This window comes from uncultured Pelagimonas sp., assembly GCF_947498515.1.
Lineage (GTDB): Bacteria > Pseudomonadota > Alphaproteobacteria > Rhodobacterales > Rhodobacteraceae > Pelagimonas.
In genome coordinates this window covers 214,319-231,430 of the sequence record NZ_CANMKO010000002.1, presented here as the reverse complement: position 1 = coordinate 231,430, position 17,112 = coordinate 214,319, and the positions used below count along the sequence as shown (strand labels likewise).

Annotated in this window: 12 protein-coding genes and 2 pseudogenes; 9 read left to right on the top strand and 5 right to left on the bottom strand. The window is 53.7% G+C overall.

Annotated elements, in window-relative coordinates; translation table 11 throughout:
- The first annotated feature begins 6 nt into the window (after positions 1-6).
- On the top strand, positions 7-1,260 hold the full coding sequence (gene hflX, locus Q1A43_RS04545; RefSeq protein WP_299933511.1) for a GTPase HflX: 1,254 nt from the start codon (positions 7-9) through the stop codon (positions 1,258-1,260).
- Here hflX and Q1A43_RS04540 read toward each other — a convergent pair.
- Together Q1A43_RS04540 and Q1A43_RS04535 are read right to left on the bottom strand one after the other, a co-directional pair.
- Complete coding sequence (locus tag Q1A43_RS04540) at positions 1,257-2,201, bottom strand: aminoglycoside phosphotransferase family protein (RefSeq protein ID WP_299933021.1); 945 nt, start codon at positions 2,199-2,201, stop codon at positions 1,257-1,259. The two genes, hflX and Q1A43_RS04540, sit on opposite strands and share 4 nt — an antisense overlap.
- On the bottom strand, positions 2,198-4,660 hold the full coding sequence (locus tag Q1A43_RS04535) for a penicillin acylase family protein (protein WP_299933020.1): 2,463 nt from the start codon (positions 4,658-4,660) through the stop codon (positions 2,198-2,200). Before Q1A43_RS04535 ends, Q1A43_RS04540 begins: the two co-directional genes overlap by 4 nt.
- A 97-nt stretch (positions 4,661-4,757) precedes the next feature.
- On the opposite strand from Q1A43_RS04535, the gene Q1A43_RS04530 reads away from it, so the two are divergent.
- The 4 genes and pseudogenes from Q1A43_RS04530 to Q1A43_RS04515 all read left to right on the top strand — a co-directional run bounded on the left by Q1A43_RS04530 (position 4,758) and on the right by Q1A43_RS04515 (position 10,731).
- Complete coding sequence (locus Q1A43_RS04530) at positions 4,758-5,630, top strand: NAD(P)-dependent oxidoreductase (protein ID WP_299933019.1); 873 nt, start codon at positions 4,758-4,760, stop codon at positions 5,628-5,630.
- A gap of 285 nt (positions 5,631-5,915) precedes the next feature.
- Positions 5,916-7,300, top strand: a pseudogene (locus Q1A43_RS04525) (IS1182 family transposase).
- 262 nt (positions 7,301-7,562) lie between these two features.
- Positions 7,563-9,404: an AAA family ATPase gene (locus Q1A43_RS04520; RefSeq protein WP_299933018.1), complete on the top strand. Its 1,842-nt coding sequence runs from the start codon at positions 7,563-7,565 to the stop codon at positions 9,402-9,404.
- A complete protein-coding gene (locus tag Q1A43_RS04515) occupies positions 9,352-10,731 on the top strand; it encodes an ATP-binding domain-containing protein (protein WP_299933017.1) in 1,380 nt (459 codons plus the stop codon). The genes Q1A43_RS04520 and Q1A43_RS04515 overlap by 53 nt, the downstream gene beginning before the upstream one ends.
- A gap of 33 nt (positions 10,732-10,764) precedes the next feature.
- Here Q1A43_RS04515 and Q1A43_RS04510 read toward each other — a convergent pair whose 3' ends face one another.
- From Q1A43_RS04510 to Q1A43_RS04500, 3 genes are all read right to left on the bottom strand, one after another.
- A complete protein-coding gene (locus tag Q1A43_RS04510) occupies positions 10,765-11,625 on the bottom strand; it encodes a hypothetical protein (protein WP_299933016.1) in 861 nt (286 codons plus the stop codon).
- 216 nt (positions 11,626-11,841) lie between these two features.
- Complete coding sequence (locus Q1A43_RS04505) at positions 11,842-12,474, bottom strand: tyrosine-type recombinase/integrase (protein WP_299930671.1); 633 nt, start codon at positions 12,472-12,474, stop codon at positions 11,842-11,844.
- Positions 12,475-12,624: 150 nt separating this feature from the next.
- Positions 12,625-13,905 carry an MFS transporter gene (locus Q1A43_RS04500; RefSeq protein ID WP_299933015.1) on the bottom strand — a complete coding sequence of 427 codons (1,281 nt, stop codon included), beginning with the start codon at positions 13,903-13,905 and terminating at the stop codon, positions 12,625-12,627.
- A 79-nt stretch (positions 13,906-13,984) separates the two neighbouring features.
- Here Q1A43_RS04500 and Q1A43_RS04495 point away from each other — a divergent pair.
- The 4 genes and pseudogenes from Q1A43_RS04495 to Q1A43_RS04480 form a co-directional block, all read left to right on the top strand.
- A pseudogene (locus Q1A43_RS04495) lies at positions 13,985-14,089 on the top strand (IS5/IS1182 family transposase); the annotation flags it as partial.
- Positions 14,090-14,216: 127 nt separating this feature from the next.
- Positions 14,217-15,167: an HAD family hydrolase gene (locus Q1A43_RS04490; protein WP_299933012.1), complete on the top strand. Its 951-nt coding sequence runs from the start codon at positions 14,217-14,219 to the stop codon at positions 15,165-15,167.
- Positions 15,168-15,404: 237 nt separating this feature from the next.
- Positions 15,405-16,160: a hypothetical protein gene (locus tag Q1A43_RS04485; protein ID WP_299933009.1), complete on the top strand. Its 756-nt coding sequence runs from the start codon at positions 15,405-15,407 to the stop codon at positions 16,158-16,160.
- A gap of 228 nt (positions 16,161-16,388) precedes the next feature.
- Positions 16,389-17,042 carry a DUF1415 domain-containing protein gene (locus tag Q1A43_RS04480; protein WP_299933006.1) on the top strand — a complete coding sequence of 218 codons (654 nt, stop codon included), beginning with the start codon at positions 16,389-16,391 and terminating at the stop codon, positions 17,040-17,042.
- Positions 17,043-17,112: the final 70 nt, after the last annotated feature.

Below are 17,112 nucleotides of genomic sequence, written 5' to 3'. Positions count from 1 at the left end.
GCGCATGTGACCCGCGCTTGGGTCCTGCATCCTGACATCAAAATTGATAGGGACCGTCGTGATGCCACGATGGCCTTGGCCGAGGCTGTTTCCTTGGCCCATGCCTTGCCCGAACTTGAGGTGGCTGGGGCCGATGTTGTGCCTTTGTCGAAACCTCAGCCGGGGATGCTTTTCGGGTCTGGCAAGATCGAAGAGCTTAAGGCCAAGCTGCATGCCAATGATGTCGAATTGGTGCTGATTGATGGCCCGGTGACGCCGGTGCAACAACGCAACCTAGAAAAGGCTTGGAAGGTCAAATTGCTCGACCGGACCGGCCTGATTTTGGAAATTTTCTCGGACCGAGCAGCCACCCGCGAAGGGGTTTTACAGGTCGAAATGGCGGCGCTTAGTTATCAGCGCACTCGCCTTGTCCGCGCTTGGACCCACCTAGAACGCCAGCGGGGCGGTTTAGGCTTTGTCGGTGGTCCCGGTGAAACCCAGATCGAGGCCGACCGTCGGGCGATCGACGAGCAACTGGTTCGTCTGCGTCGCCAGCTTGAAAAAGTGGTGAAAACCCGCGAATTGCACCGCAAGGCCCGCGCCAAAGTTCCCTATCCGATTGTGGCACTGGTTGGTTATACAAACGCAGGGAAATCGACGCTTTTCAACCGTTTGACCGGGGCCGAAGTCATGGCCAAGGACATGCTCTTTGCCACGCTTGACCCGACCATGCGCTCGGTTCGCTTGCCCACCGGAGCGGATGTAATCCTCTCGGATACGGTTGGCTTTATCTCGGACCTACCCACCGAATTGGTGGCGTCGTTCCGTGCGACCTTAGAAGAAGTCTTGGCCGCCGATGTGATCGTACATGTGCGCGACATTTCCCATTCCGAAACCACCGAACAAGCTCGCGATGTCGCGACCATTCTCGATAGTCTTGGAGTGGACGAACGTACACCACAGATCGAGCTTTGGAACAAGATGGATCAGCTTGGCGCGGAGGAAGCCGAGGCGATCCGATCCCGTGCTGAGCGAGAAGATCATATCTTTGCGGTGTCGGCCCTAAGTGGCGAGGGCTTGGATGATTTCCTCACCGAAGTCACCCGCGCGCTTGGCGAAGAAAAACGCGACGAAGAGCTGGTTCTGGGTTATGAAAAGGGCCGCGAGCGGGCTTGGTTGTTTGAAAAGGGTCTGATCGAAGCGGAGCGGCAACAAGAGGATGGCTACCATCTGAGCCTGCGTTGGTCCGCCAAAGACAGGGCGCGGTTCGAAAGCCTTTAACCCGTTATTGTAGAAGGGTTTTGCAACATCCATTGCACAACCCGAAACCGCTTGGCCTGCCGTTTCGACGGTGTGGCCGGCGTGTTGGCCCAAACCCCAAGCGCAAAGCAGTGAAACAGAAACGCGTGAACCTCTGGGTCGGTTTCGCGATCGCCATAGGCCAGTGTGAGGCGGCGATAGGTTTCACTCGCTTGTAGGCCGTTGGAGGTAAACCCGATCAAATCAACGGCTAGGGTGAACAGGTCACGCAGCGGTTCGTCTTCGCGGTTGTTTTCGAAATCGATGCCCCAAAGAGTGTTTTGATCATCAACCAAAAGATTGCCAAGGGTGAGGTCGCGATGAGTGATGACCTTGGTTGCTGGGCGTTTGCGCAGGGTCATGGCACTGTCACAGATCTGTGTCGTGAGACGGCAAAACCTGTCTGGATCGGCGACCTCTCGATGACCGTCTGCAATCTGAGTACGCAGTTTTTCCAACCATGCGATATGCCCAGCGGGGCGAAACGGGGCAGGGCGCAGGGACAGGGCGTGATAGTCGCGTAACCAAGTGCCAGCGCGGGTGGCCAGTTCGTTGAGCCGATCCGGCGTTTCTTCCAAGGCGTGGTCGATGGTATCACCGGACACATCTTGCATCAAAAGGGCACAAGCCGCGGTGTCAAATCCAAAAACCGGGACGCCTCGGTTTTCACCGGTAACCATCGCCAGAGCGACCTCTTCTTGGCGCGCGGCTTGGGCCGCAGCCTTGGAGGCATTGCCGGGACCCCAGACTTTGATAACTGCGGGTTTTGCCCCACCGGACAGCCGGAAAGGCGTGGCGCGCAAGGGTTGGGTCAAGGGTTTGAGCGGCGTTAACTCACCGGACCAATCCGGCCACAATCGACCCAAGGCGGCCATGGCCATTTCATAGGCTGCCTCGCCGGTCAAATGCGTGGCACCGCTCACGGTTTGACCAGTCGCGTGATCCCAACCGAGGCCGCGCGAGCAAGCCCAACATCCAGCGACATTGGGATGTATTCACCACGCCGCCAGAGCTGCCCCAAGTCCTCGTAATGACGCGACAGGAAATGCCCGGATTGACCGGTCGAAATGATAAAAACCGAACTATCGGGATCGGCGAAATCATAGACGCCGCGGTAGGCCCCGCTATGGACATTGGCAAAAGGTTCGGGGTCTTTGCCCGAGGTGCGACCGCGTTGCAAAGTGTGATCACCACCCGAGGTCGATTGCGTGATGTTCATAAACAAATGCACAAGCGGCACTTTGCCAAGCACAGGATGTTCGTGGGTGGCCTCATGCGCATCCCCCCAGCGCAGGCTTTCCAGCGCAGAGCCGTGGGTTTCGTTGATCCAAATCAGCGCGTCATCCAAAGCGAGGCGCGAAATGTCGGAACAGCTCTCGATTTTGACGGAACGGATGATGTCGCACCACTTTGACGCCCCGGAAAAATCGCGGAACACTCGTTCGATAAACAGCGGTTCTACATGGCGGTACTTGTCCGCCAATGGGCCAAGATCGTCACGGATCAAACGTTCCTGAAGGGCACGGAGCCAAGAGCTATAAATCAGCGGCTCGGGGAGATGTTCGTTCATCTCACCGTTCCAATTGGCCAAGAGATCAAGCGCGCGTTGGCGTTGGCGTTCGGGTGTGCCTTCGGCGGCGGCTTCGCCGGTGTACCAAAGGTCACGGCCTATTAGAGGCAAGAGGGTGCGCGCGGTGACTGACACGGTGTCAAGCTGGGCTTCGATAAAGCTGTCACGGGTGTGAACCTTGCGCCCCTGCATCAAGCCGCGCCAGCGTTGAACCCGCTGGCTATCGCCCCAGTCATAGCTGACATGGTTGGGAAAGGCGCGGTCGATGGTTTTGTTGTTGGTATTGCCAACAATCCCGCCCTCGGGGGCAAGAAATTCGGGATTTGAGGTATAAGGTAACACGCCCTGCCAACGGTTCTCTGCGATCCAGCCGGGACTGGGCAGGCGACCCTGGCTTTGATGGCCAACATCGCGGCGCGGCATCGCCCCGACAAGCTTCATCGCCACGGTGTCATGATCAATCAATGTTAGGTTCTGCGCCGGTGCCACATAGGCGCGGGACAGCTCAAGCGCGTCTTCGACGGATTTCGCCGACATCAACCCAATCGCGGCGGTCATCGATGTGTCTTGGGCCGACAATGCCGTCCAGCTTAGCGTCGCGACATGGCCCGGCGGCGTCACAGCGTCGATGTCAAAGACCGAACGCGGCAACACCGGGCCGTTGTCTGTCCAGCGCAATGTAACGGTGATCGGGGCCGCATCTTTGATGTTGATGATGGATTTGCGGGTTTCGAACCGTTTGAACCCGTCCGGCGTGCGGTATTGCTCTGGGTCGTCGGGGTTCAATTCTTCGATGAAAATATCCTGATCATCGAGATAAGAGGAGGTCACGCCCCAAGCGAGGTTTTCAGAGCGACCAACGGTGATGGTCGGGACACCGGGAATGGAGCCGCCAATCACACCGCCATCGGCCAATTGTAGGCGGGCAAGATACCAAAAGGATGGTGCGGTCAGGCCAAGATGCGGATCATTGGCCAAGAGAGTGCCACGCCCGGCGCTGCGTTCCGGCGCAGCGGCCCAAGCATTTGACGCCCCGGCCAAACCGCGCTCGGGAATGGCGGGGAGGAAGGTCGGGCTAACCTGATTTTCGGCGAACCGTTTCAAAGGGCCGGGGGCCAGATCGGCATATTTGGGCAAGGCCGCAATACCGCCGCCGGGCATGTCCGGCAGGATGTCAGAGAGACGTTGGTTGTCATCAAGCAAGAGCGAGGTGCGGGCGCGCAGCACCTCTTCGCGTAGATGGCCGGACAATTGCAGCGCCATCAGTTTGACAATGGCAATCGAATCCGCCGGTTGCCATGGGGCAATCGGCGCGTTGAACACAAAGAGTTCCGGCGCACCACGGCCAAGACTATTGGAATTGATCTCGGTGATGCGGGCATTGACCCCGGCGGCATAGGCCTCAAGCGCATCCAATGTCGCGGCGTCCTGATGGGGCACCGATTTCACCGCCAACGGATAAAGGTCAAGACGGCGCATCAACGTGTCGGTCTCAATCGTGCGCGTGCCAAAGATTTCGGACAACCGCCCCTGCACTGTGCGGCGAAGAACCGTCATTTGCCAAAGGCGATCCTCGGCATGGGCATAGCCAAGGCCAAAGAACGCATCGCGATCCGATAGCGCCATGATGTGGGGCACGGCAGCATTGTCGCGCACGATCTCAATGTCGGCGGTGATCCCGGCAACAGGCAGGGATTTGTCATAATTGGGGAGCGAGCGCCCGGCGAGATAGCGCACAGTAAGGCCACCCAGCACGATCACCACAATAGCCAAGACAGTCAGCCGAAACAGCCACCGGAACACAAGTACCATTTCCCTTGTCCTCACCATGCGTTAGTTGAAGGTGAGATTGGACCTATCCCGTGTGTGGCGGCTTGCCAAGGGGCGGGGGAGTTGAGGGAGACAGAGAATGGCGAAACTTGCGTTTTTGGGCATGGGTGTGATGGGCTATCCGATGGCCGGACATTTGGCCAAAGCCGGTCACGAAGTGACAGTTTACAATCGGACCTTTTCTAAGGCCGAAGCTTGGGCGGCGGAATTTGGCGGCAAGGCCGCGCGAACTCCACGTGAGGCCGCCGAAAGCGCGGATTTTGTCATGGCTTGCGTGGGCAATGACGATGATCTGCGCGGCGTGTGTTTGGGCGACGAAGGGGCCTTTGCCGGTATGGCGGCGGGGAGCGTTTTTGTCGATCACACCACCGTATCGGCCAAGGTAACGCGCGAGTTGCACGACATCGCGGCAAGCGCCGGGGTCGCCTTTGTCGATGCACCAGTGTCAGGTGGTCAGGCGGGGGCCGAAAACGGCCAGCTGGTGATCATGTGCGGCGGTGATATGGCAATCTATGCGCGGGCAGAACCGATCATGGCGGCCTATGCGAAACTCTGCAAACGTCTTGGTGAAAGCGGGGCAGGGCAGTTGTGTAAAATGGTCAACCAAATCTGCATCGCTGGCTTGGTTCAAGGCCTGTCCGAAGGTCTGCATTTCGCCGAGAAAGCCGGGCTTGACGGGCGCGAGGTTGTCGAGGTCATTGGTGGCGGAGCCGCAGGCAGTTGGCAAATGGTCAACCGTTTTGAAACCATGATTGATGACGAGTTCGAACATGGATTTGCGGTAGATTGGATGCGCAAGGATCTTGGTATCTGCCTCGATACCGCCGATGAAACTGGCGCGTCCTTGCCTGTGACGGCACTGGTCGATCAGTTCTATAAAGACGTCCAGAAAATGGGTGGTGGTCGCTGGGACACGTCCAGTCTGTTTAAGCGTTTACGCAAAATGGGATAAGGGGCCGGGGGGCTTGGGGAATGTGAGCTTCGGCCGCACGGTGTTTCAAGGCCCCCGCGTCAACGCGCCGTGTGAAGCGGGGGCTGATCCATACGAGGGGTTTGCAGGCAAATTGATGTTGCAGCCTAGAAATGAGTATTGGCTTAAGAACAGACTTCGAGCCGCTTGGAAGAAAGCTGACTACAAGTCCTGACGGCAGCTCTGGGCGAATTCTGTTGAAAAACTCTGATTTGGTCGGTTGCCCATTTGCTTTTTCAATTTCCACATTGGTTGGAGGATTTAGCGATGATGGGACCGAAGCAGGAAGCACAGGCGGCGCGGTTTTACGAGTTTTCCCTTGAAGATCATGTCCCGCCAGATCATTTTCTGCGCTCGATTGATCGGTTGGTCGACCTAGGCGACATCCCCGGTATCTAGCTGAGTTTTACAGCCATACCGGACGCCTACCGATAGATCCTGAGTTGCTGATCCGCATGTTGTCGGTCGGCTATTGCTTTGGGATTAGGTCAGAGCGCCGATTGTGCGAAGAGGTGCATTTGAACCTGGCTTATCGCTGGTATTGCCGTCTCGACTCAACTGACACGGTGCCAAACCATTCAACCTTTTCCAAGAACCGACCCGGTCGTTTCAGGGAGCGCAAACTGCTGCGTCATCTGTTTGAGAAGGCCGTCGCACGCTGCATTGCGGATGGTTTGGTAAGTGGCCAACGTCTGGCTGCAGATGCCAGTTTGATTGAAGCCGATGCGAACAAGCAGAACTCTACACCGAAGGAAGATTGGGATCGCAGCGCCATTGATCAAGATGATGCATCGCGCGCCGTGAAGGAGTATTTGGACGTACTGGATAATGTGGCCTTTGGTGCGGCGTCGGAGGTGGAACCCAAGTTCATGTCCCATTCTGATCCGGCAAGTCAGTGTACAGCAGCCCGTAAAGGCCCTGCGTTCTTCAGCTATTCCGCCAATTTTCTGATTGATACTGACCACAGCGTTTTAGTGGTCGTCGAAGGCAACTGATCCATCCGATAGGCCGAGGTCGGATCGGTGCGCACCATATTGGATCGGGCTAAAGAAAGGCATGACATCGACCCCGAGCGTCTGATCACAAACACAGCCTATGGTTCAGGCCCGATGCTCGGTTGGCTCGTGGATCGCGGCATCAAGCCCTATACTCCTGTACTTGATAAAACAGGTCGAACCGACGGCACATGGTCTCGTACCGACTTCGAATGGGACCCCGAAAATAACCAATACATCTGCCCTGAAGGAGAGCCGCTCAAACAGTTTCGCCGGAACTATTCTGATCCATACCGTGGTCCGTCAGGCAAGAGCGTCGCCAAATACCAGGCATTAAAACACGCGTGCCAAGCTTGCTCATCGAAGATGAAATGCTGCCCAAAAGCAGATGCACGCAAAATCACACGTGAAGAACATGAAAATGCCCGACAGCTCGCCCGTGATATTGCCAAGGCAAAGCAATATGCGGTTTCAATGCGGTTGCATAAAAAGGTGGAGATGCTCTTCGCACACTTCAAACGCATTCTTGGATTGGGACGATTGCGATTACGTGCTCCATGCGGTGCAAATGACGAATTCCTTCTCGCCTCTACCGCCCAAAACCTCCGTATATTAGCTAAGATCTTTCCTGCACCGCAGCAAACAAGCAAAGCCTGATCAAAAGGCGCTCGCGCTTCATTTAAAACCACACTTTCTGCGCCAGCAACACGTTGTTTTTCACAGTATGGGCGGAGAGTTGCCGTTCGCTGCATGCGCGAGATGCAATTGAGTGGCTAAGCAAAGAAAACAGCAAATGATCAGATGTTTGGGGCTTGTTGGCCATACCTGTCTATAGGGCATTTCAAATTGAAGCGTATCGCAATATGCTCACCTTAAACGTGTCACGCGGTTTTGATAGTGGCCGAAACAGGTATTATTAATGCATATTCATCGTCTCAAGATTTCGGGCCTGCGCGGTGTGCAAAACGCAGACATTATTTTTGGCAAACACTCTGTTCTAGTAGGGCCAAATAACAACGGTAAGACAACGATTGTTGAGGCTCTTGCCCTGCTGTTGGGTAGGGACCGATTGGTGCGGCGCTTGACCGAACATGACTTTCACCAAAGCAGACCAATCGAGACAACTCGAATCCTAATCATCGCTACTATCTCAGGCTTTCCAGAAAATGACCCTCATCATAGTCCTTCTTGGTTTGCGATGGGTCGCGGCGGTGTCGAAAAGTGGCTCAATCCAAGCACAGGCGACCTTGCCGCCTCAGCGGACGCACATCACACAGAGCTTAGTGTTCAAATTGCATTTGCGGCCCGATTTGATCTCCAAGAACTCGAAGCCGAAACCGTCAGATTCTTTGTGGATGATGAAGCAACCCTTGGTGATCCGTTCCATGAGGATACAAGCCACACTCCGATATCGTCCAAGACGCTTCAAGAACTTGGCTTCTTCATGGTACCGGCGTCCCGAACCTGGGACAAATGGATCTCTTTTACGTCAGAGCTTTTCCGGCGTCTCGTGGCAACATTGGGTGGCCTTCCTGCGACTGCCATACGTGATGCACGGGAGCGCCTTTGGGAACCGGAAGCAGGTCAGAGATTAGAAGAACAGGACGGCGTTACAGCGATTGTTGAGCAGGCCAATGATGAACTTGGAAAGCTCATGCCATCATCGCCAAAGCTTCAACTTCGGATAACGGGGACAGATAGCAATTCAGTCCTTGAAAGCATCGTGCCTCATTTTGCTCACGGGGACGGTCCAACCCTCCCTTCCGCTCGGCAAGGAACTGGTTTGACTTCCTTGCAAAGTCTTCTGCTACTAATGCAATTCGGAAAGGCCAGAGCAGATGCGAACAAGTCATTCGTCCTCGCGGTGGAAGAGCCTGAACTGCACATTCAACCTTCCCAACAAAAACGGCTCGTCAACCGACTAAACGCGCTTTGCGATCAGACCATTGTCACTACACACTCGCCACTTGTCGCGGCGATGTTCCCCGTCGAAGCAACGTACTTTGTCGACAATGAAAACGGTCAAATGACTGTCGCACCACTCTCAAAAACAGAACCTGCTGGTCCGACTAACCACAAACAGCACCTGTTCTTTGCTTGGCGGCAAAAGCTGATTGCCGCGCTGATGCATCAGCGTGTTCTGATCCCAGAGGGTATCAGCGATGTTGCTTGGCTAGAGGCGATCCAGACGGCGTTGGAACTCAGGCAAAGTTGGGACTCGCCTGACGACGAACAATCGAAATTCTCGACCTTTGTTGGGGTAGTACCGACAGACGAAGCAAAAATCTCTGAGACGCACAATGTGATTAGACACGTCCATCGCCACTGCGCGATTCTTGTTGACGGAGATCAAGCCGGAAGGGATTACCTAGCGGAATTGAGGGCGGTTGATCCATCGCCTAGTGCGGCAGTCGTATGGCCAATCGATTGGAAAGTTGAACACGTGATCACTTGGATCGCGGAAGCGAACATTGCGCAAGTTTTGCCCCAGATAGCAGAAGCAAATAGCGCAGATATCAGTAACTCGGCAGAGCTTTCTGCTTTCCTAGAAAAAAGAAAGTCCTACGCCCCCACACAAGAAATAACGTCTGCAATCCTGATGAATGAAGCCGCATGTCGCAAGAGGGCAGCGCAGCTACTTAATGCCCTTAGCGACACTTTACTTGACCCATCATTTCAGAGTTCTCCGCTTTTCGTTCAAGAGACCGATGATGGAGCTGAAATGCCCACCTTCCGGTTCGAGCCGCCCAATGACGTTTGACTTCTTCGAAGGGCCTGCTGGATCAGGAAAGACCTTCAACATGGTGGCTCACGCCCGTCAATTGGTTGAGAACGATGCATTGGATGAGGGTCAACGTATGCTTGCCCTCACCTTTATGAACGGTGCGCGACGACGGTTGACAGAAAGCTTGAACGCTGAATCCTCATTCAGACGAAAATTCGACTGTCTCACCTTCGACTCTTTTGCTCAGAAGCTGGTCAAGCGAAGAAGTACTAAACTGACCGATGAAATGCGGCAGCAGGCAGAGGCGTTGGGCCAATTTCACGGGCCTTGTTTCTTGGCCGGTGAACTCTTGAAAGATGCAGAGGTTAGTCGTTGGGTGGCCAGAACTTATCCCCTAGTCCTGGTCGATGAGGCTCAAGACCTAGATGTCCATCGGCAAGGTATCATTCTTGGTTTGAAGGAGTGTTGCACGACTGTCGTAGCGGCTGACAGCTTCCAGTGTTTGTCTGACGGCCAAGAAACAGTGAACTTCATCGACCAACTAAACAGCGCCGGAACCACTCACTCCCTCACCCAGTGTCACAGAACTAATAAGGGAGGTTTGCTTGCCGCCGCATTGGCGGTGAGGAAGGGTGAAAATATCCTTGACGTGTTGAATAAGCAAACAATCGGGAAAAATGGAAATGTCCATTGGATCGGCGAAGGTATTGAACTCTCCTGGGTTCCTGCCAACGCTAGGAACCCAGGATTGCTTGCTTGGACCATCGCGTTTCAACTGTCGCGCGGAACCGACGATGTTGCAATTCTCACACCAGACGCGCGGAGCATAATAATTAGAAATGGGATAGCTTCTGTCAGGGAGAGATCTTGGAATTGGCCACGCGGCGGAACTTTTGGCCCCTTTTCAGCAACTTGGGAAGGGAATGACAATGCTATCGTGGACAGCATTGCGGAGAGCTTGGAGCTTCCTGCCATAGTTTCTTATGATGAGTTATGCGGGCTCTTTGACAAGCACCTAGTGAACTCAATAGTAAAAACAGTGGACCGACGCGTCCGTAGACTGCAAAGAGTGACTGGCCAAAACGAGTTCGAGAAGTCACAACTAGAGACTTTCATCTCCGACGCAGTCAGAGCCAACGAACGCCTCGGCTTCAAGAAAAGTTCGAAGATAAAGGTTATGTCCATCCACGGAGCAAAGAACAGAGAATTCGACAGAGTAATTGTCCTTTGGCCGCAATCAGTAACCGGAAGCGATGAGCATAAACGGCGCTTGATATACAATGCCATGACCCGCGCGAAGAACCATTGCGCGATTATTGTTCTGGGAAAGGACCGACTGAATTCAGCTCCTTTCGCGCCTTGAGTATTCAACACTATTACACCCCAATGGCTAGGACTATTGTTTTACGTTGAAGGCTGGCATGATCACGTCGTTCCAGATTTCTCGACCAATACGCCCTTTGTCGCCCCCGCCGTTTATTTCTTCTAGCGTTCCATCCGCCAAGCTAGCGGCAGTCGGAATATACCTTGCTGTTAGTTCATCAACCATGACTTCGGTCGCTGGAAAGGTTTCACTGAACTTCTTAAGGTTTGGTTCCCGTTGATAAATTACACCGTCTGGGATGGTGCCGTGCACCATCATCATTTCACCTCGAATTTCGGAGCTAATAACATCCTTAGGCGTTGGTTTCGTTTTTTGACCGTGATTATCGAGAATGATCGACGGAACATAGGGATAGATTGCGTCACCGCTCCATCGCTGTCTTTTGATAGACGCATCAACAACGATGAATGGTGGTGCGCAAACCCATGTGTGCCCAAGCCTCGCGCCGGGAAAATCTGGGCGATCAACAGTGTGCAAGCCTCGCCAAATGTTCTTGCCTTTGACTTCAAATGTCGAACTGCCGACTATGCCGACAGACCACACACCGAGACGATCAAGACTTTTGGTTAGTAGTGAACAGGCCATCTCACATGATCCCTCAAGTTCGTCCTCTTCTAAGACCGCTGCCACAAGTTGAGCTAGCTTGGGCACGATCCTGTTAACATGGGCGTCGTAATTTGCATCGCGAGGGCGGAGCATAACCCACTTAGCGTATGTCTCCAATATGGTCGGGTTACTACGCTCAGCGGCCAAGAATTCGCGTTCGTCGCAAAAACCAAACTGGTCAGTCTTTACGCCTAAATCAGTTAGTTCCTTATTCAGCCGATCAAATTGGTTTTTATCACCATTCATGCGTCTCTTAGCTTCACCCATTACTTTATCTCCTGTTCAATCATAGCGAGTACTTTGCTTCCCACACTAGTGCCAGCACCAGACCAAGGTATCAATCATCTAGACGAAGATCCCAACAGCACGGGCGTGTCCGTTTCGCATTTGCAGCGAACGTTCGTTCTGACGGACCGCGGTGCGTCAAGACTGAAGGGAGATGAACGGCAGCTCTGGGCCGTCCTCGACGACGGCCCAAAGTCGTTAGATCTCGATGGCCTCCGCAATGGCCAAAGCGTCCTCTATCTCGACACCCAGATACCTAACGGTGCTGTCCATTTTGGTGTGACCTAGCAGGAGTTGTACCGCTCGTAGGTTCCCCGTTTTCTTATAAATCTGGGTGACCTTGGTTCGGCGCATCGAATGTGTGCCGTACGCGCTGGCCTCCAAGCCGATTGACGTCACCCAATCTCGCACGATCCGCGCATATTGTCGGGTTGAGATATGAAGGCGCTCATGAAATCTTCCTGGCCAAAGGTATTCTGAGCCGACCATCAGCTCATCCTTCATCCATTTTTCAACGGAATCGCGCGTCCCTTCAGAAATCTCAAAGCGCACTGGTTTTTGCGTTTTGCTCTGTAATACAGAGGTCCGTTCCTTGATCTGACCGGATGCCATAACGTCCACGACTTTCATCTTTACCAGATCACAACCACGAAGCTTGCTGTCGATAGCCATGTTGAATAATGCGAGATCGCGATGGTTTTCAGCCAGTTCCAGCCGAACTCTGATCGCCCAGACGTGTTTTGGTTTTAGTGGCCGTTTCTGACCGACAATGCGACCTTTGTTCCAGGCAGGACGACGTGCGCGAATGGTAGGTAAGTTTGGTGTTTCCATGACTGATCCTCCGATCCGCCAAGCCCTCCCACAACGACAACCAGGCGTTGCCCCAGACACAATACCACGCGGTGCGTCACCTCCTCCGAAGTCTGTAAAAGAGCGCAAATGCACCCGACGCTGCGCAGTGCCTAAATCTCAGTTGCCAGCTTATTCGGCCAGTCGTCTGACCAACACCAAGATCAGTATCACCGCAATGAATAGAAACACCGCACCGACAATCCACGCGATAGGCGTAGAGTAGATTTCAGCGATAGTTCCGGCCAGAACAAGACCCAATGCGGCCCCCAGCTGTTGTATCAGCGACCTCAGAGAGAGCATGGTCGACCGATGATGGTCGTCTACACAGCGATGCAGAATGCTGCTGGCTGGCGTTTCACTAACACCAAGGATTACAGAATACAGAACGAATACAGTCGCAAAGCCGATGATACTGCTTTGCAGCGCCAATGCGATCTGAACGGTTGCCAAGCAAGCGAAACTCGCAGTCAGCGTTATGGCGTGACGCCGCTTAAACATCCGGCTGATGTGCGGAGACAGAGACGCGCCAAAAGCTATGGAGAAGAAATACGTCGCAGTGACAACACCGATGACGGTGTTTGCGTAACGCTCGTCCAACATGGGTTTTGCATGGGTCGGCCAGATCACTTCGACCGGATTTGTTGCCATCAAAAAGAGCGCCAACGCCGCTAGCAATACCGACAGAGTGGGATGTTTGAGAACCAAAAGGCTCGCGTCCTTGATCACGACTGGGACATTGGCAAGGCCGTGAATGAGAGCCGCGGCGTTCAAGGGGCGCGGTGTTTCGATAATGGCGAACATCGTAAAGATAAACACACCTAACATGACTATGAAGCTTGCCACATAGGACACATCATAGATGCCGACCCCGAGGCTTTTTGCGACCTCGCCCAATAGATCAGGCAGAATCCCCCCGAGAATGGCACCAATGGCCAACCCTACGGCGTTAGCCCATTGTGCTTTGGCCAGAGCGGGCTGGACATCCACATTCGGCGCTAGGGCCTTGAACGTTTCGACAAACCAAGCATCAAGCGTGCCTGATCGCAGCGCGCGCCCAAAACCGATGAATGCAAATGAAAGAGCGAGAACGTGGAAATCGCTGGTTGAGAGAAAGAGAGCGAGTGACACCAAGCTGGCGACGACCGCCGTCAAAAAGACAGGCTTGCGACCAATACTGTCGGCGAGGCCACCAAACGGCAGCTCCATCGCCATCGTCGTGAGCGAGTAGACCCCGAAGAGAAGCGAGATTTGAAAGAGGTCCATACCCCGGTCAGTTAACGCAAGAGCAACAACAGCAACCGTCAAACCCATCGCAAAACGGTCAAGAAACTGGTGCAGCTGGAACACCCGAATATGCCGTTGTGCCGAACCGGTTAGCGCTTCGAAGGAAAACTCTGTTTCAGTTGCCATGGTTGCAACATCGACGTTTCTGCCCGCCCTCACAATACCTTTGATGCGCGAGATGTTACACGTATCGTGTACGTCCGCGTTGGCGCGGGACTTCGAATGGCACGTTGCGGAAAATCAGATCCGTGTCGCTGTGCTCAATCGCTACTCCGCGTTTGGCATACCTGTCACAGAGCCTGTAGGATAAGCCCGTTCGGGAAAGGGGAAATGCGTTCAGCCCCCGATTTGTGTAACAAAGCCATGGACGGCACTAAAACTTGCCGCCGACCTTACAGAAAGTTAACGAGATGATTTTTCAAACCAGTACCACAACCATGACTGCTATTATCGCAACCGTAATGGCGACGTCCTTGGCCGCCGACCCACTGCCGTCGTGGAATTCCGGTGAGACAAAATCCGCCATTATTGCGTTCGTCGATGCGGTGACTGATCCGGAGTCAAAAAAATATGTCACGCCGGACGACCGGATCGCAGTCTTTGACAATGACGGGACGCTCTGGACCGAACAGCCGGGTTATTTTCAGATCCTGTTTGCGATCGACCAGGTCAAGAAAATGGATGCATCCGAGCTGACCTCGGACGCCCTAAAGGCCGCAGCCGCCGGTGACATCGGAGCGCTCTTGGCGAGTGGTAAAGAGGGGCTGCTTGAAGTGCTGGCCGCGGCGCATACCGGTATGAGCGTTGCTGATTTCAAATCCTCAGTTGCCCAATGGCTCGACGAGGCGTCCCACCCGACAACGGGCAGGCCCTATACTGAGATGATCTATCAACCGATGCTGGAATTGCTGAGTTACCTGCGCGACGAGGATTTTGCGACCTACATCGTCTCTGGTGGCGGTATCGATTTCATCCGAGTTTTGTCAGAGGATGCCTATAACATCCCTGTTAATCAGGTCATTGGCTCTTCGCTTGTCTCGGAATATGTCGTCGGCGATGGCGCACCCGTGCTGATGAAAAAGCCCGATCTCTTTTTTAACGACGACAAAGCCGGCAAGCCAGTCGCCATCAACCACCATATCGGCAAGCGGCCAATTTTCGCTGGCGGCAACTCTGACGGCGATTTTCAGATGTTGGAATGGACCACATCCGGCGAAGGCCCGTCCTTTGGCCTATTGGTCCATCATACGGATGCAGATCGGGAATGGGCCTATGACCGCGAGGGGCACATCGGTGTCTTGAACCGCGGCCTTGACGAAGGACCCGGCCTAGGTTGGCATTTTGCCGATATGGCCCAGGATTGGGCGGAAATCTGGCCCGAAGAGTAAAACCGGTGCTATCGTAGGGCGGCTGAACGGACGCATTGGAGAAGGTGGGCTTGCTAAATTACTGCTGTGGCATTCGCAGCTAGCGATCCCTTCAGGTGCGGAATTTCTGTCACTTTTGGCTGCTCAAAAGCAAGCCCAGCCTGTCAATAGTCACGGCTTTCGCCACCTTCTTTATGTGGCGCAAGCCTGAATTCACTTTGATCACAAACCAATAGGACGGCGAATATGGGGCAGGGAATGGATAACGTAGCGGCGATTTACCTTGAAGGGATCGCAGGCGGACATGCGCGCGAGGCCGTGCAAAAGTACACAGGACATCGCTATACCCAGCATTCGACAGGTGTAGGAAACGGTGCCGAAGGTTTCTTGGCTTTTTTCGAACCGTTCGTAGAACGCAACCCAAAGCGCGAAATTGAGATCATTCGCATTTTCGAAGACGGCCCGTGGGTTTTTTGTAGCGCTTACCAATCGCTGAACGACGGCGCGGCACAGTGGGTCACGATGGACATGTTTTACACCGATCCCGATGGGCTGATCTTAGAGCACTGGGACACAATTATGGCCTACACAAAGGACAGTGCTTCTGGTGAGGATATGGTGTCAGGCGCGCGTGATGTCGATAAGACAGCTAACACAGACGCCAGCAAAGCCTTGGTTCTTGAGTATACAAAACAAGTGCTTCAGGAAGGCGAGATCAGCAAAATCCCAGACTTTGTGTCCGACGAAATCATCCAACACGCATTTACGATCGGTGCTGGCCGGGCAGGTCTTGCCAAATGGGTTTCATCTGATGAATCAGGGTCGTACGAAATGCTTTTTCACCTCATGGGTCAGGGCGACTTTGTGGTGACTTATGGCAAGCGCCATGCGCAAGGCAAGGATATTGCCGTCTTCGATCTCTACCGTGTCGCGGATGGTAAAATCATCGAACATTGGATGAACGAAGAAGAGATCAGCCCCCGCGAGGCGTGGGGTAATTCAGGCAAGTTCTAAGACTTGCCTGCAATGCAGTTGCGAAAGGACGTCGGACTCTTGCTTGCCAATACTGTTTATAGTCTTTTGATAGAGCCCCTGAGCGAGTTGTTCGAACAGCAAAACGCCGAGCTGAGTGCGACCTTGCGACCGCAGCATTTAGGGGTAGTGTCAGAAGACCGCTAAGGACTGCTTGCCAATGGCGGGGGATGGTATGACACAATAGGCGGTTGTGTTTGCGCCGAGACGATGGTTTTGGCTTCTGAAAAAAATGAAAATATGAGCAGAACAGGCTCAGAGTTAGTCAAACAAGAAAGGATTTATCGTATCAATAAGTTTGACCCAAAGACGCTATCAATAGCTCATCAAGACGTGGTCAATAACACCCGTCGATGGCTTGAAGAAATGGTAGTGGGACTAAATCTATGCCCATTTTCCTCTAGCGTTATAGCCCGAGACCAAGTCTTTTATGCTGTCTGTGATGCAACCGACGATGCACAACTAAAGCTGTTCTTCGTGGCTGAGTTACAGCGCCTGCTCGGGACCAACGAAAATGACATTGCCACTAGTTTGCTTATGTTTACCAAAGGTCTAGGTGATTTCGGTGATTACCTCGACTTGCTCGAATGGTTTGAGCAGCTATTGGATCAAGCAGAGCTAACAGAGCACGTGCAATTAGCATCCTTCCATCCCCAATATCAATTTGAGGGAGTGGACGCGGACGATCTTAGCCACTTTACCAATCGCTCGCCCTATCCAACCATACATCTTCTGCGTCAAGATCAGATGACCAAAGTCCTCGCTCATGTTTCGGACCCCGAGAAGATTTATATCGATAACATAAAAACATTGAATAAACTTGGTCGCCAACAGGTCGAAGCACTCTGCCCCTGGGGGAGATAAAACCTGTTTGCATTGCCTTGTAACCGCGTTTGTCGTCAGGGTTCTGGGGGCCAAAGGCGGATAAAGCTAA

Coding starts and splice junctions, on each gene's coding strand:
- Q1A43_RS04485 (WP_299933009.1), top strand. CDS start 15,405: ATGGATAACGTAGCGGCGATTTACCTTGAAGGGATCGCAGGCGGACAT.
- Q1A43_RS04535 (WP_299933020.1), bottom strand. CDS start 4,660: ATGGTACTTGTGTTCCGGTGGCTGTTTCGGCTGACTGTCTTGGCTATT.
- Q1A43_RS04530 (WP_299933019.1), top strand. CDS start 4,758: ATGGCGAAACTTGCGTTTTTGGGCATGGGTGTGATGGGCTATCCGATG.
- Q1A43_RS04510 (WP_299933016.1), bottom strand. CDS start 11,625: ATGGGTGAAGCTAAGAGACGCATGAATGGTGATAAAAACCAATTTGAT.
- Q1A43_RS04515 (WP_299933017.1), top strand. CDS start 9,352: ATGATGGAGCTGAAATGCCCACCTTCCGGTTCGAGCCGCCCAATGACG.
- Q1A43_RS04505 (WP_299930671.1), bottom strand. CDS start 12,474: ATGGAAACACCAAACTTACCTACCATTCGCGCACGTCGTCCTGCCTGG.
- Q1A43_RS04500 (WP_299933015.1), bottom strand. CDS start 13,905: ATGGCAACTGAAACAGAGTTTTCCTTCGAAGCGCTAACCGGTTCGGCA.
- Q1A43_RS04520 (WP_299933018.1), top strand. CDS start 7,563: ATGCATATTCATCGTCTCAAGATTTCGGGCCTGCGCGGTGTGCAAAAC.
- Q1A43_RS04490 (WP_299933012.1), top strand. CDS start 14,217: ATGACTGCTATTATCGCAACCGTAATGGCGACGTCCTTGGCCGCCGAC.
- Q1A43_RS04480 (WP_299933006.1), top strand. CDS start 16,389: ATGGTTTTGGCTTCTGAAAAAAATGAAAATATGAGCAGAACAGGCTCA.